Annotated in this window: 9 protein-coding genes; 8 read left to right on the forward strand and 1 reads right to left on the reverse strand. The window is 62.0% G+C overall.

Features of this window, described 5'->3' with window-relative positions:
- Positions 1-90: 90 nt before the first annotated feature.
- The 3 genes from CAF74_RS23715 to CAF74_RS23725 all read left to right on the forward strand — a co-directional run bounded on the left by CAF74_RS23715 (position 91) and on the right by CAF74_RS23725 (position 6,947).
- Positions 91-1,116, forward strand: a complete 1,026-nt coding sequence (locus tag CAF74_RS23715) for a histone deacetylase family protein (RefSeq protein ID WP_007954279.1) — start codon at positions 91-93, stop codon at positions 1,114-1,116.
- Positions 1,113-2,216 (forward strand): polyamine ABC transporter substrate-binding protein, encoded by a 1,104-nt coding sequence (locus CAF74_RS23720; RefSeq protein WP_085747956.1) that lies wholly within the window; start codon positions 1,113-1,115, stop codon positions 2,214-2,216. Before CAF74_RS23715 ends, CAF74_RS23720 begins: the two co-directional genes overlap by 4 nt.
- Positions 2,217-2,333: 117 nt before the next feature.
- Entirely contained in the window at positions 2,334-6,947 is a 4,614-nt protein-coding gene (locus tag CAF74_RS23725; protein WP_085748074.1) for a dermonecrotic toxin domain-containing protein, read from the forward strand.
- Here the strand turns inward: CAF74_RS23725 and CAF74_RS23730 are convergent.
- Positions 6,944-8,497 carry a PLP-dependent aminotransferase family protein gene (locus tag CAF74_RS23730; RefSeq protein ID WP_085747957.1) on the reverse strand — a complete coding sequence of 518 codons (1,554 nt, stop codon included), beginning with the start codon at positions 8,495-8,497 and terminating at the stop codon, positions 6,944-6,946. The genes CAF74_RS23725 and CAF74_RS23730 overlap by 4 nt on opposite strands.
- 92 nt (positions 8,498-8,589) lie before the next feature.
- Between CAF74_RS23730 and CAF74_RS23735 the strand changes: the two genes are divergently transcribed.
- From CAF74_RS23735 to CAF74_RS23755, 5 genes are all read left to right on the forward strand, one after another.
- Positions 8,590-9,213, forward strand: a complete 624-nt coding sequence (locus CAF74_RS23735; RefSeq protein ID WP_085747958.1) for an FMN-binding negative transcriptional regulator — start codon at positions 8,590-8,592, stop codon at positions 9,211-9,213.
- A 10-nt stretch (positions 9,214-9,223) separates the two neighbouring features.
- Positions 9,224-9,670 (forward strand): GNAT family N-acetyltransferase, encoded by a 447-nt coding sequence (locus CAF74_RS23740; protein WP_085747959.1) that lies wholly within the window; start codon positions 9,224-9,226, stop codon positions 9,668-9,670.
- Positions 9,671-9,682: 12 nt separating this feature from the next.
- The gene (locus tag CAF74_RS23745) at positions 9,683-10,354 is read left to right on the forward strand and encodes a GNAT family N-acetyltransferase (RefSeq protein ID WP_085747960.1); all 672 of its coding nucleotides are present in this window, start codon (positions 9,683-9,685) and stop codon (positions 10,352-10,354) included.
- A 221-nt stretch (positions 10,355-10,575) separates the two neighbouring features.
- The gene (locus tag CAF74_RS23750) at positions 10,576-13,533 is read left to right on the forward strand and encodes an autotransporter domain-containing protein (protein ID WP_085747961.1); all 2,958 of its coding nucleotides are present in this window, start codon (positions 10,576-10,578) and stop codon (positions 13,531-13,533) included.
- Positions 13,534-13,733: 200 nt separating this feature from the next.
- The gene (locus CAF74_RS23755) at positions 13,734-15,200 is read left to right on the forward strand and encodes an autotransporter domain-containing protein (RefSeq protein WP_085747962.1); all 1,467 of its coding nucleotides are present in this window, start codon (positions 13,734-13,736) and stop codon (positions 15,198-15,200) included.
- Positions 15,201-15,247 lie beyond the last annotated feature (47 nt).

A 15,247-nucleotide genomic window follows, 5' to 3' on the forward strand; every position in this document is an offset into this window, starting at 1 on the left:
GATCCCCTTTTGGCCTCTCTGGCCGTTCTCCGATTCGCCCCGCGCCGCAACACTGGAGCCAACCGAATCAGCCCCTGCGGAGAACAACAAATGCTGACGATCTACTCTGACGATCACCACCTGCACCATGGCCGCTGCGAATTGATCGACGGGCAACTCAAGCCTTGCTTCGAGATGCCGTCACGCGCCGACCACGTGCTGCAACGGGTAAAAAATCAAAACCTCGGCCCGGTCGAGGCGCCGAAGGATTTCGGCCTCGGGCCGATCGAGCGCATTCACAGCCGCGACTACCTCGACTTCTTCAAAGGCGCCTGGGCGCGCTGGACCGAATTCAACACCGACGGTGACTTGCTGCCCTACACCTGGCCGGCGCGCACCTTGCGTCAGGTCAAACCGACCAGCCTGCACGGCCAGCTCGGCTATTACAGCTTCGACGGCGGCGCACCGATCACCGCCGGCACCTGGCAAGCGGCGTACAGCGCGGCGCAAGTGGCACTGACCGCACAAGCGGAAATCCAGCGTGGCGCCCGTGGTGCCTTCGCCCTGTGCCGTCCACCGGGACACCACGCTGCCGGTGATTTGATGGGCGGTTATTGCTACCTCAACAACGCCGCCATCGCCGCTCAAGCGTTCCTCGATCAGGGCCACAAGAAGGTCGCTATCCTCGACGTCGACTACCACCACGGCAACGGCACCCAATCGATTTTCTACGAGCGCAGCGACGTGCTGTTCACTTCGATCCACGGCCATCCGGAAGCGGAATTCCCGTTCTTCCTCGGCTACGAAGACGAACGCGGCGAAGGCGCCGGTGAAGGCTTCAACTTCAACTATCCACTGCCGGCCGGTTCCGGCTGGGACGTCTGGAGTGCGGCACTGGATCAGGCCTGCCAGGAGATCGACAACTACGGCGCCGACATCATCGTCGTGTCGCTGGGTGTGGACACCTTCAAGGACGATCCGATCTCGCAGTTCAAGCTCGACAGTCCGGATTACCTGGCGATGGGCAAACGCATCGCGGCCCTCGGCAAACCGACCCTGTTCGTCATGGAAGGTGGCTACGCGGTGGAAGAAATCGGCATCAACGCGGTGAACGTGCTTGAAGGTTTCGAACAATGAGCAGACTCAAGCACTTCATCGCGCCGGCGTTGTGCGCGGCGCTGCTGAGCAGCGGCGGCGCTCATGCGGAAGAACGTACCCTGCGCGTCTACAACTGGTTCGACTACATCACTCCCAAGGCACTGGAAGATTTCAAGGCGCAGAACAGCCAGACCAAACTGGTCTACGACATCTTCGACACCAACGAAGCGCTGGAGGCCAAGCTGCTGACCGGCAACTCCGGCTATGACGTGGTAGTGCCGTCCAACGTGTTCCTCGCCAAGCAGATCGAGGCCGGGGTGTTCCAGCCGCTGGATCGCAGCCAGTTGCCGAACTGGAACCACCTCGACCCGAAACTGATGAAGCTGATCGAAGCCAACGATCCGGGCAACCAGTTCGCCGTGCCGTACATGTACGGCACCATCCTGATCGGCTTCAACCCGGCCAAGGTCAAGGCCGCGCTGGGTAACAACGCGCCGTTGGACAGCTGGGACCTGATCTTCAAGGAAGAGAACATCAGCAAGCTCAAGCAGTGCGGCGTGGCCCTGCTCGACTCGCCATCGGAGATTCTGCCGCTGGCCCTGCAACACCTCGGTCTGGATCCCAACAGCAAGAACCCGGCGGACTACGCCAAGGCTGAAGCGCTGCTGATGAAGATTCGTCCGTACGTGACCTACTTCCATTCGTCCAAGTACATGGCCGACATCGCCAACGGCGACATCTGCGTTGCCGTCGGCTATTCGGGCAGCTTCTCGCAAGCGGCCAACCGCGCCAAGGAAGCGAAAAATGGCGTGGTGGTGGACATGCGTCTGCCGAAAGAAGGCGCGCCGATCTGGTTCGACATGCTTGCCATCCCGAAAGGTGCGAAGAATCCGCAGGATGCCTACACCTTCATCAACTACCTGCTGCAACCGCAGGTGATTGCGCCGGTCAGCGATTTTGTCGGTTATCCGAACCCGAACAAGGACGCCACCGAACTTGTCGACCCGGCGATTCGCAACAACCCGAATCTGTACCCGACCGATGCGGCGATGAACACGCTCTACACCCTGCAACCGTTGCCGCGTGATGCGGAACGGGCGCGCACCCGGGCCTGGACCAAGATCAAGTCCGGCACCTGAAGCGCTGCAACCCGACCAGACCCGCAGCCGCGGGTCTTTTTTTGCCTGCAAGATCTATGTACCGCATCGCAGCGCGGCCAGGATTTTAGTGTCCGATTTTTCCCCGTGGACATGAACATGACTGAACCTGCCGCCGCCCCAGACGTTTCCCCTCCTTTGCTGAAACAGAGCCGGCTGGTCGAACTGACCGGCCAGGGCTACTCGCTGCATCAAGTCGCCTCGACGTTGTTGCGCGAAGGACTGAACAAAAGCTATCCCGACCAACACATCGATCCGGATCACTGCATGCTCGCGACACCTCTGCGCGAGGCCGACACCTCAGAGAACACCGCCAGGGTCTTCGCCTTCGAGTCGCTGACCCATGCCTTCATCCAGCACTGCCTGCACAAGACCACAGCCGATTACATCGAAGGCGAGCACTTCCTGACCCGAACACCCAACGCAGTTCCTCCCACTCTTCTGCCGGTGAGCATGGACGACATCACTGCGCTGGTGAACGACCTCGCACCTTTTCTGTTCCTCGAATATCAGCAGCGTCAGCTCGATTACTGGAACGAGTCCGCCAATGGCCAGCCACGCTGGCAAGAGCTGTCCGATCAGTTGTGCTCGGCGGCAAATGTGCAGTCGGCCAGCGGCTGGGACGCCGACGAATGCGCATTCGCACGATTTGTCGCGCAGCATCCGGACCGGAGTGAGCGCTCGACCGCAGCCAACGATTTCGTCGGACTGAAAGCCTGCCTGATGGACATCGAACTGGTCGACGGTGAGGACAGCACACACCTGCTTGTCGCCGGCGCTCTCGTGCTGACCGCCACCGTCAAAAAACGAAACCGGATCCTGATGTACACCGTTGCCGATGGCTATGAATCATTCGACTCGCTGACCGCGCTGGGAGAAACATTGCCGCAGCGACTCGATCCCCGGCTGTCCGATCGCTCCTTGAAATGGCGCCTGATCGAGCCCGAAGGAAACATCTTCGATGCCGTCGCCCAGGCGCAGATCAGCAACCAGCTCGGCGCGATCGAGGCACTGGATCCCGCCAGCCGGTCGATCAGTGCCCACGCCGGTTCCGGCCGCCAGCGCCGCAGTCGATTCAGCCCACTTGAGCGGGCTCGGCTCGACCAGCTGGAAGAGGCCATTCCCGACTGGTTGCTCGATGGGTCGGCGCATGACCTGCAGGACTACAGTCGCTACGTTGCCGAGCTCGGCACGTTGCGCAACGAAGCCGGGAATGGCGCGTTCAGGGAAGACGACATTCCCCTGATCAAACCCTACGCCGAACGCCGGATGCGTGAAGCGATCATTGCCGACGAAAGCGCTGAAGGCGCCGCCGACCTGCCTCTGGAACAGCTGCGAATCACGGTGACGAACAGCCTCGAAACCGGCGGCTTCACGCTGCCCAATCCATTTGATCAGGTACACGAAACCCTGGGTGAATTTGCCCTGCAAAACGCCACGCCCTACCAGGCCACGATCGCCTTCGACGATGGCCGAGCCGTACCTGGCTGGTTGACGGTGGATTTTCTGACCGCCGTCGCGGAAAAGGTCGACATCGGTGGTCACTATCCGCAACTGATCAAACGCGCGCTGATCGATGACCCGATCCGTTCGACCGCGCACCGGACTCGCTATCTGCGCCAGCTGCCGACGCTTCTGCCGATGCTCGCGCTGGAGTGCAAACTCAGACGCCAGGGTGCAATCGATGAGCGTGGCTATACCTATGTCTGCCAGTTGATGGATGCCATCAACCGCAAACTGCCGGCGGCCGAACATCCGGTGACCATCCGGCCTCTGGCGTTCGTCCCGCGCCGCCGCTTGAGCCGGCGCTCGGATGTGGTCGCCAACATGTTCATCATTTGTCCGCGAGATCACGCACACGGTCCCTGTCTTTTGTACCGACCGCTGCTGGACACCCCATTGATGCAGTTCGCTTCGTTGCAGAACCTGATGTATGCGCTGTATCAGGCGGGCGAACTGCGCAATTCGGTACTCGCCTGGATGGGCAGCGCGGCCCTGAGTTTCGAGTACTCGCAATACGCCTTCCCGGTGGGTCTGCCCTCGCCGTGGATCGTCACTCAACTGGCCACGGAACCGTTCATGCATCTGGACCTGACCGGCCCGATCGAACTGGAAAATGCGCCGCTCGACGGCGACATCCTCGCTGCGCTGTACGCGGCGAACAGTCAGGCACTGGTCGAGCTTGCGAACCGTCAGTCACAGTCCAACCGTGAGCGTCGCTGGGCACTTCTGGCGGACAGCGGCTGGGCCATTTTCAGCGTCGCCGCAAATTTCATGAGCGGCGCAGCCGGCACCGCTGTCTGGGTCTGGCAGACCATCACGCAGATCCAGCAGGCGATTGATGCCCATGAACGCGACGACAATCTGGTGGCCTGGCAATCCACCGCCGATGTTCTGCTCACCCTCGGCATCATCATGACTCAGCACGCCGTGGTACGACGCAACCGCTCCTGGTCGCCGCGCCGGAGTAAATCGTACGAGTTCGAGCAAGGGACGCCGGAGAGCGTGGCGTCCGCGAGAACGCCGCAACCTGCGCCAGCGGTCGCGCCATCCGTCGTCCTCGATCCGCTGGTTGTCACCGGCGAAGTCCCTGCCGATCATTTCACTCAACTCGAACAGGGGACGCTGTTGCGACCTGGCACCAGCGCACGCTTCATCGCGATGCTCGACCGTTTCAGCATCGCCGCACCTGACTTGAGCGGCAAACGAGCCTCGTCGGTCACTCACCTCTACACCCTCGACGGCAAGACGTGCGTCCAGGTCGGCATGCGCTGGTTTGAAGTGATCGCCCGGCCAGGCGAGCCGGTTCACATCGTTGACCCGGCCGACCCACAGCGTATCGGCATGGCCCTGAAATACGACGAGACGGCCGGACAATGGCACTGGGACCCGAAACTGCGCTTGCGCGGCGGCATGCCGAGAAGCCGGATCGAGGCATTCCGTCGATCCAAAAAACAGATCATGGATGCAGCGTGGACTGAGCTGGAACAATTTGAAGCAGGCGAAACCGAAGCGAAAACACTGCTGCTGCGAGCACTGGTCGCCCTTCCACGGGATATCAGCGAAGCCGGATTCGAGCACTCCGCATCCATTTATCTGGACCGCGCCACGAAGCTGGGCAATGACTACACCAAGGCCCTGGACCAACTCGAGATCTGGCGCGAGGCAGGGGGCGGCGGCTCGGTACACCAGGCCAGACTGATGAGCCTTACTCTGGGTCAGCACCGCTGTTTTGGCTCGTGGCTGCGAGTGAAGATGCGGACTTATGCCAAGACCACGCAAATATTCGTTGACAGCGCAATCAACCAGACAGCGATACCGCGAAACAAGCAGATCGAAATAGCCACCGTCGCCACCGCGATGAGCGACGAAATGATTGCCACCCTGCAGACCCTGGATCGTTCGCTGCACGTCTTGAACAGCCACTCGGCCAAGGCCAGAGAAGTGGCCACACGACTGGAATTGCTGCTGCCAGACTTCAGCCCGCTCGATCTCAAGGCCAATGAAATCGGCATGTCCTATGAACGCTGTGTCGTGGATCAACCGGGGGCCGCCATGAATGCCGCCCGTATTGCCATCGGGATCATTACGGCTGCTGCCGCCGACGCCAGCCATGAGCTGATCCTGTTGAGCAAAACAGCGGTGACCGCAGACGGACAGCCAGCGCGTCTCGAACGCCTGTCGCAATGGAACGACCTCTTCGCCAGCCTCGGTGAACGCGTCGAACAGCTGCCTGCCGACCATCCCGGCCAGTTCGTCCAGGACAGACTCGACAGGGTTCGCGAGCTGATCGGCGAGTTCCACCTGCTGGCTCGCAATCGACTGACCACGGAACTGCCTGAACCTGAGGAACGACCGGCACCCGTCAAGTCCAGACCGCAGCCCTCCACATCGCAGTCCAAAGTGAAGGTCTCCAAGAGCCGCCCCCGCCCAGAGGTGGACGAGCAGGCTTCCACTGCCCCGGAGGGCGACTCCAGCGCAGAGGTCCCGTTCGTCAAACTGTCCACTCGACGACCTGACCCGAAGATGCCCAAGGATGACGAGGACCTTCTTTCATCGGCCATCCAGCTTGAAGCGGACATCGACCGATTCAACAGGAAGACCCGCGAGGATGCCAAGCGACCAGGGCGCATTCCCGCCGACATCCGCGACATGTTCGAACAGCAAGTCGAGCGGCTCAAGCAAGCGGCCAATGACGTCGAAAGCGCTATCACCCGAAGAAAAAACGCCAGGAAGGATCCGTGGCCCGTCACCTCCCTCATCCCGAACCTGCGCGCGGGTGCCATCCGCACACAGGCCGAAGGCATAGCGGTCTATGCGACCATGCTTAAACACCGCAAACCTCGGGAAACCTATTTCCACTGGATGCACGACAACGGGCAGGTCAAGGTCAGCAAAGACCCTCGCGGGCGCATTCGTACCCGTTATCGCGGGGACTACTTTCAGGAGTATCGGATTCTCGACAGGAACAACGCTGACAAGCCGCTGTGGGTGGCGCACTTCCACTACGACCAGCTCGGGGATGCAGATGAGCTGTACACCACCGCCCACCTGAAACCGGCCGATGCCTATCTGCAGACGCTCGATGACAAAACGCGGCAGTCACTCAGCACCTTCGATGCCGTCGACAATGCACTACGGCGCATCGTCGATCCGCAGGTACGCGATCTGTTCCTGAAATCGCAGCCGCAGGCTCAACCGAAAGACGCTTAAGGGCGCCAGACTTCACGCAGACGGGCCAGAGCCGACTCGATCGCCGGCTCCGGCACCGCCGCAAAACCCAGCACCAGACCGGCGCGCTGATCGATCAGGGTCGTCGAGTCCGGCAGCCAATACTTGCTCAGGCCGTGGACTTCCACTTCCACGCTGGCGGCCTGCTCGATCAGCTGTTGTTCGCGGGCCACGCTGTCGACCGCCACGGTGAGATGCAGTCCCGCTGACACCGCCGGCAGCTCACCCACGCCCGCCAATCCTTGCGGCCAACCGTTGATGAGGGCGTTACGCCGACTGAGGGCTGCCCGACGCATCCGCCGGATGTGCCGCTGGAAATGCCCGGCCGCCATGAATTCGGCCATCACCGCTTGAGTGCTCACTTCGGAATGCCGGACATCCACCGCGCGTCGCTGGGCAAAGGCTTCCACCAGCCCCGGCGGCAACACCAGATACCCCAGGCGCAGCGCCGGGAACGCGACCTTGCCGAAAGTGCCGACGTACAACACGCGACCCTGGCGATCGAGCGCAGCCAGCGGAGCCAGTGGCGCGCCGGTGTAGCGATATTCGCCGTCGTAGTCGTCCTCGACGATCCAGCCGCCGGTGCGCTCGGCCCAGGCCAGCAGTTCCAGACGTCGCGCCAGGCTCATCACCACACCGGTCGGGTATTGATGAGACGGCGTGACATAAGCCACCCGGCAATCTTCGGCGGCCGCCAGTGCCGCGCAGTCGATGCCCTCTTCGTCCACGGCAATACCGTGCAATCGACCGCCGGCCAAGGCGAACGCATGACCCGCTGCGCGATAGCCGGGATTCTCGATGCCCACCCCGGCGCCCGGCTCCACCAGCAACTGTGCACAAAGGCTGATGCCCTGTTGCGCGCCACTGGTGATCACAATTTGCTCAGCCGAGCACTGCAGGCCGCGCGAACTGCGCAAATAAGCGGCGATCAGACCGCGCAGGCGCGCATCGCCCGCCGGGTCGCCGTAACACAGTTGCTGCAAATCGGGTTTGCGCCAGAACGCCGCGTTCAGCTTGGCCCAGACGTCGAACGGAAACAGATCAAACGCCGGAACACCGACCCGGAATGCTCGCGGCGGACCGCTCGGTGGCGTCGGTAAATGGTTCTGCTCAAGCCGCTGCAATGCACCACTGTGGATAACTTTGCTGGATAAATCCCCAGTGGAATTGACCGAAATTGTGGATAAGGTTGTGGGTAAGCCTGTTGAAAACCCTGTGGATACTTTTGTGGATAATTTTTTCGCGGGCGCCACCGATTGCGGTAACTGCGCCACATAAGTGCCGTCCCCGACCCGGCCTTCAATGAAACCTTCGGCATACAGCTGATCGTAGGCGCGCACCACGCTGTTGCGGGAAATCCCCAGCGCCGCTGCCAGATCGCGGCTGGCCGGCAGGCGCGTGCCGCTGGCCAGACGTCCGTCGAGCACCCGCAGGCGCAAGGCCTGATAGAGCTGACGGCTCAGCCCTTTGCGGCGGTCGAGCTCGATACCGGCAGGGTTGAACGGCAGTGACAGCGTGGTCGAATCGGGCATGACAATGGACCTATGAAATTGGTCATCAATGGCTCTTACAACAGACCAATAGCCTGCCTACGATGCAGCCATTCGCCAAGGAAATCATCTCCATGTACACGCCCCGCGCCTTTGCCATCGACGACTTGTCCCAACTGCACGAACTGATCCTCGCCACCCGCCTCGCCATCCTGGTGACCCACGGTGAACAAGGCTTGCAAGCCAGTCATGTGCCGGTGTTGCTGCATCGCGAACAAGGTCCGAACGGCACGCTGTACGGGCATCTGGCCAAGGCCAATCCGCAGTGGAAAGACCTGCGCGACGGCGCCGAGGCCCTGCTGATTTTCCCCGGTGCCGATGCCTACGTCAGCCCGGGCTTTTACCCGAGCAAGGCCGAGCACGGCAAAGTCGTGCCGACCTGGAACTACGTTGCCGTGCACGCCTACGGTCACGCCGAAACCTTCAGCGACGGTGGTCGCCTGCTGGACATCGTCAGCACCCTCACCAACCGCCATGAGGCCGGCCGCGCCCAGCCCTGGTCGGTTGACGATGCCCCGGCCGATTACATCGACGGCATGCTCAAGGCCATCGTCGGGTTCGCCATTCCGATCGATCGCCTCGAAGGCAAGCGCAAGCTCAGCCAGAACCGCAGCGCCGAAGACATCGCCGGCGTGCGCGAAGGCCTGGCTGCCAGCTCCGACATCAACGATCAAACCCTCGCTCACTTGATGCGTTAAGGAAATCACCATGAGTCAGATCGACATCCGTCCGGTCAGCGCCGTCGATCACGCGGCCTGGCTGCCGCTGTGGCAGGCCTACCTGCGCTTCTACAACACTGAATTGCCGGACGCCGTCAGCCAGAGCACCTGGCAGCGTTTTCTCGACCCGAACGAACCGACCCATGCCGCCCTCGCCTGGGCTGACGGCAAAGCGGTGGGCATGGTGCATTTCATCTACCATCGTTCGAACTGGAGCATCGAAAACTCCTGCTACCTGCAAGACCTGCTGGTGGAGCCGCAAACCCGTGGCACCGGCGTCGGTCGCCTGCTGATCGAACACGTGTACGCCACGGCCAAGGCCGACGGTTGCTGCAAGGTGCACTGGCTGACCCACGAAACCAACGCCACGGCGATCCAGCTCTACGAGCGCATCGCCGAACGCCCGGGTTTCATCCAGTTTCGCAAAGCCATTTAAGGAGCCACGTGCATGACGATTTCTCTCGCTGACTGGAAAGGCGTGCCGCCGCCCTCCACCACCCTGATCGAAGGCCGCTTCATCCGCCTGGAAAAACTCGACCCGGCACGCCACGGCGACGACCTGTTCAATGCCCTGCAAGGCCCCGGCGCCGACCCGAAACTCTGGGACTATTTGCCCTACGGCCCGTTTCCGGAGCGCAGTGCTTTCAATGACTGGCTGAACAACCACGCCGCCCACAGCGATCCGTATTTCTTCAGCGTCATCGACCGCGCCAGCGGCCAGGTGCAAGGCATCCTCAGCCTGATGTCGGTCGTCCCGGCCCAGGGCCGCATCGAAATCGGCCACGTCACCTTCGGCGCCCCGATGCAGCGCTCGCCGAAAAGCACCGAGGCGGTCTACCTGCTGGCCAAAGAATCCTTCGCCCTCGGTTACCGCCGCCTCGAATGGAAATGCAACAACGGCAACGCCCGCTCCAAATACGCGGCCGAGCGGTTGGGCTTCAGCTTCGAAGGTGTGTTTCGCCAGCACATGGTGGTCAAGGGCCAGAACCGCGACACCGCGTGGTACTCGATTCTGGACTCGGAATGGCCGGCGATTGCGGCGGGGTTCGAACGCTGGTTGAGCGATGAGAATCAGGCGGCGGATGGGCAGGTGAAGGGGTTGGTTGAGTGCCGCGGTTGAACCAGTGAACGTAAAAGAGCGCAGCCTGTGGCATCTCGTTCAAGCGATGTCCAAGGCTGCGATTTCGACTCTTCGCCACCGTCGGATCTGCAATGAATTGCAGATGAACGTCCAAATCTGAGGCCTGAACTGCAAAAGAATGCACATAGTCCGTACATCATTCTGTAAAAACCCTCCGCTATACAGGACGCCCCGCTTATAACAAAAAGGACGTCCGCCCCATGCCCTTCCCGCCCCAGCGCCTGTCGTTTGCCATTGCCCTGCTGATCGCCGCCAGCGCCGCCCACGGCAAGACCGTGCAAATCGACACCGCCACGACTGCATCGCAGACATTGGGTGGCAGCGACACGCTGACAATTTCGGCGCCGGGCAGCATCACCAACAGCGGCAAGGCGGTAAGCCTCAAGGACGGCACCAGCGGTGTCGGCGTGATCATCGACAACGCCGGCAAGATCATTTCTACCGGTGGCCGTGCCATCGACAGCAGCGGCGACCTGACCCAGGCGCGAAACTACGCCATCTATAACCGCAGCGGCGGGCAGATTCTCGGCTCCAACGACGCGATTCGCATCGACAGCAACTTCGTCAGCGCCAGCCTGCTGATCGACAACAGCGGCACCATTCGCTCGACCACAGGCCAAGGCCTGGATCTGGATGCGTTGCGCAGCGACGGGGTCAAAACCACGATCATCAACCGCGCGGGCGGGCTGATTCGTGGCGACGCCAGCGACGGCATGAAAACCGGCGCCAACGCGACCATCAGCAACTACGGCGAGATCTCCACCGGTGACTCGCACAACGCCGACCAGAAGTTCGACGGCATCGATATCGACACCGCGACCGGTGTCAGCGTGACCAACTACGGCGTGATTTCGGGCGGGCGCCATGGCATCACCACCGACCTGGGAGCGACGCTGGTCAACTACGGGCAAATCACCGGGCGCAACGGCTCCGGTTTCGGTTCCGATGGCGACGGCACGGTGATCAACCACGGCACCATCACTGGCGCCTATTCCGGTTTACAAGCCAATGGCGACGGCGACGGCGTGGACATCGACAAGATCGCCCACATTGAAAACTACGGCACCATCCAGGGCGCCGGCGCCGGCGGTGTGGACAAGGGTGGCTTCGCCAATGGCAGTGAAGGCATTGCGCTGGGCGGCGGCTATATCCTCAACGCCATGGATGCGCTGATCAGCGGCGCCAACAGCGCAATTCTGGTGGACGACGGCAGCGGTGGTTCTGGGCTGGCGGCCACCACGCTGGAGAACTTCGGCACCATCCAGGGCCTCGACGGTTTCGGGGTGAAATTCGTCGGTGAGTTCGCCGACAACGTGATCAACGGTGGCACCGTCAGCGGCAGTAACGGGCTGGCGCTGGATCTGGGCGGCGGCAATGACAGCCTGACCCTGCGCAACGGCAGCCGCTTTGTCGGCGTGGTCGATGGCGGCAGCGGTTATGACCGCGTGGTAATGGACGACGCGGCGGGCGGCAGCTTCGGTGCGAGCCGCAACTTTGAATGGCTGGAAGTCAAACAAGGTGCCTGGACGCTCACCGGCAGCGGCGACTTCAGCGACGGTGGTGCCGTGCGCAACGGCGCCACGCTGATCAACCAGGGCGGTATCGCCGGCAACCTGACCGTGGACGCCGGTGGTGTGTATGCGGGTGGCGGTTCGGTAGGCAACCTCAACGTCAATGGCACGTTGCGCACCGACACCCGCCTCGGCACCGCGGCCATCGTGCACGACTTGAACATGGGCAGCGCATCCACCCTCGCCTATGGCGTCAATGCCGATGGCAGCAGCGCGCCGGTCCAGGTCGGCGGCACGGCCAACCTCAACGGCGCAACGCTGGCGGTCAATCCCGGCAGCGGCACTTATCCGTGGCAGAGCCATTACACAGTGCTGCAGGCAGCGCGGGTCAACGGCACGTTCGGCGCGGTCACCAGCGACTACGCGTTCCTCACGCCGACCCTCGCTTACACGCCAACGCAGGTCGACCTGACTTACACCCGCAATGACGTGGCGTTCAATGAATTCGCCGCCACCGGCAACGGCAGCAACGCCGCCAACAGCCTGGCCTCGATCGGCAAGAACAACGCGCTGTACAACGCCTTGCTCAACACCACTCAAAACAGTGCAGGCGCGGCCATCGAGCAACTGGCCGGCACCAGCAACGCCAACCTGACCAGCGCCACTCTCGGCGCCAGCAGCCAGGTCGGCAGCAGCATGCTCTCGGCGATGCAGCAAATGGGCGGCAGCCCAGGCTTGATGGTCGGCCTCGATCAGCGTGATACGCCGATCCTCGCCGCCAACGGCGTACCGTCCGAAGCACGAAACCTGAACGATCCGAACGCCCGGGGCCGGCTCTGGCTGCAGGCCATTGGCGGCTACGGCAAGCTAGATGGCGAACACGGCAGCAGCGGTCTGGAACAACGCACCAAGGGCAGCGTGCTCGGTGCCGACTGGTCACTGAATCCACAATGGCGTCTGGGCGTGCTCGGCGGCTATTCGAAGACTGACCTGGACGCCACCGGCTTCGACGGCAATGTCGAGAGCTGGCACGCCGGCGTTTATGCGCTGCATCAAAACGGTCCGATCGCCTTGCGCTTGGGCGCGGCGTACAGCGGTCATCAGGGCGAAAGCAAACGCACCATCGCGTTCAATGGTTTCAGCGATCGCCCCAAGGGTGATTACGACGCCGACAGCCAGCAAGCGTTCGCCGAACTCGGCTACGCCATGGGCAGCGGCCGACTCAGCGCCGAACCGTTCGCCAGCCTCGGCTACCAGCGCTATCACCGCGACCGCTATCAGGAAAAGGGTGGCGCCGCGGCCTTGCAGGTCGACAGTCAGACCCAGGACAACTTCAGCAGCACCTTCGGCCTGCGCTTGGCGCACCTCAGCTCGCTGGACAATGGCATGAGCCTGACCCCGCGGATGGCCGCCGGCTGGAAGCACACCTACGGCGATGTCAGCAGCTCGACCCGTCAGGCATTTGTGGTCGGTGGCACGGCGTTCAGCGTCGATGGCAGCTCGCTGGATCGCGACAGCCTCGTACTCGAAGCAGGGCTGGATCTTGGCATTTCCGCGCGGCATACGCTGGGGCTGGGATACAGCGGCGAGATTGGTAGCAACAGCCGTAATCACGGGTTGATCGGACAGTGGCAGATGAGTTTTTGAGATTTCGCCAATCCGGATTTCAGCGGGAGTTGTAGGTAAAGGCGTCTGGTCGATCGGGTAATCATGGCGGGTTCATTACCTGCCAGCGCCCGGGCTACAAAAGCAGACGCCATCACCTGCATCCGACTCGGAATTGCCCGGCATCGGTGGACCGGCATCGACTTTTACAGTTTGGCCTCATTTCACATGAGACGAACTGAATGCCCATTCAATGCAAATACAAGCTTCAACATCTTGTGCTGGCGGTTGCGCTGGCAGTCGGTTGCGTGGAATTTTCTCTGGCGGAGCAGTCGGAGCCCGATGCGCCCGTCATGGACGAAGTGAAACCCAAGCCTGCGCGCAAGAAGAAAGAAAAACCTGCTCCGCCCAGTCTCGCTCCAGAGCCACTGCTTGCAGAAAGTATCGCTCCGACGCCAGAAACATTTCCGGTCAGCACTGAGATTCCAGCGGCACCCCTTCCTGCACCCGATGACATTCCCTCCGAGAAGGTCGCCACGACGCAAAGCGGCAGCGCACTCAAAGAAAGCCTGGAAAAACCAGCGCCCTTACCGGAATCGGTTCTGGCCGAAACGTCCGCATCTCAACAAACCCAAGTGGTAGACCAGCCGCCGTCAACGGATTCCCCTCTACCTCCGGGAAACGCAGCCATCGAAGCCCTGCTCGCTGCCGACGAAACTACGGCCGCCCTCGCCTACGATCAACTGGCCGGCGGCAGCAACGCCAACCTCGCCAAGGCCACCTTGAGCAGCGTCACACCGGTCAGCGCCAGCCTGCTGTCGGCCATGCACCAGCTCGATAACCTGCATGAAAACCAGCCAAACGCACCGCGCCACGCGGCCGGAAATGCCGAGAGCGGCAGGGTCTGGCTGCAGGCCCTCGGCCACAGCGGGAAACTGGATCGCGATGTGGAGCCCATGCAGCATTCCACCAAAGGCCTGCTGCTCGGTGCGGACTGGCGCCTCGACGAAGAATGGCGACTGGGTTTGATGGGCGGCACCTCCGATACGCGCATGGACAGCAAGGAACTGGACGGAGACCTCGACAGTTGGCACCTCGGCGCTTACGCCTTGCGTCAGACCGGCCCGCTGTCACTTCGGCTCGGCGCAGCCTGGAGCAACCATGAAGGCAGTACCCGCCGCGAAGTCGCGTTCGGCCGCTTGCATGACCGACTGAAAGGCAACTACCAGGCCAGCACCCAGCAAGTGTTCATCGAGTCGGGATACAACCTGGGTCGGGCCAACGTCAGCATCGAGCCATTTGCCAGCCTCGGTTACCAACGCTACCAGCGCGACGGCTACACCGAGAAGGGCGGAGCGGCGGCGCTCAAGGTTCACGCTCAATCCCAAGGCAACTTCAACACCACCGTCGGCCTGCGCATGGCGAAAGTCAGCACGCTGGATAACGGCATGCGCCTCACGCCACGACTCAGCGCGGGGTGGAAACACGTTTATGGCGAGACCTACACCAGCACCCGGCAACGTCTGGTCACCGGCGGCCATGACTACACCGTTTACGGCGCGGAGCTGGATCGCAACAGCCTGACGCTCGACACCGGGCTTGATCTGGCCGTCTCGTCCAGCCACACACTCGGTGTTGGCTTGTCGGGTGAGATCGGTAGCGACAGCCGAAACCACGGCGTATCGGGGCAATGGCGAATGGCGTTCTAAGTCCGGACGGGTTGCTGCCGCACGGTGCGGCAGCACTTTGAAAGCAA

Origin of the sequence: Pseudomonas sp. R45(2017), from assembly GCF_002112305.1 — a bacterium.
GTDB lineage: Bacteria > Pseudomonadota > Gammaproteobacteria > Pseudomonadales > Pseudomonadaceae > Aquipseudomonas > Aquipseudomonas paraglycinae.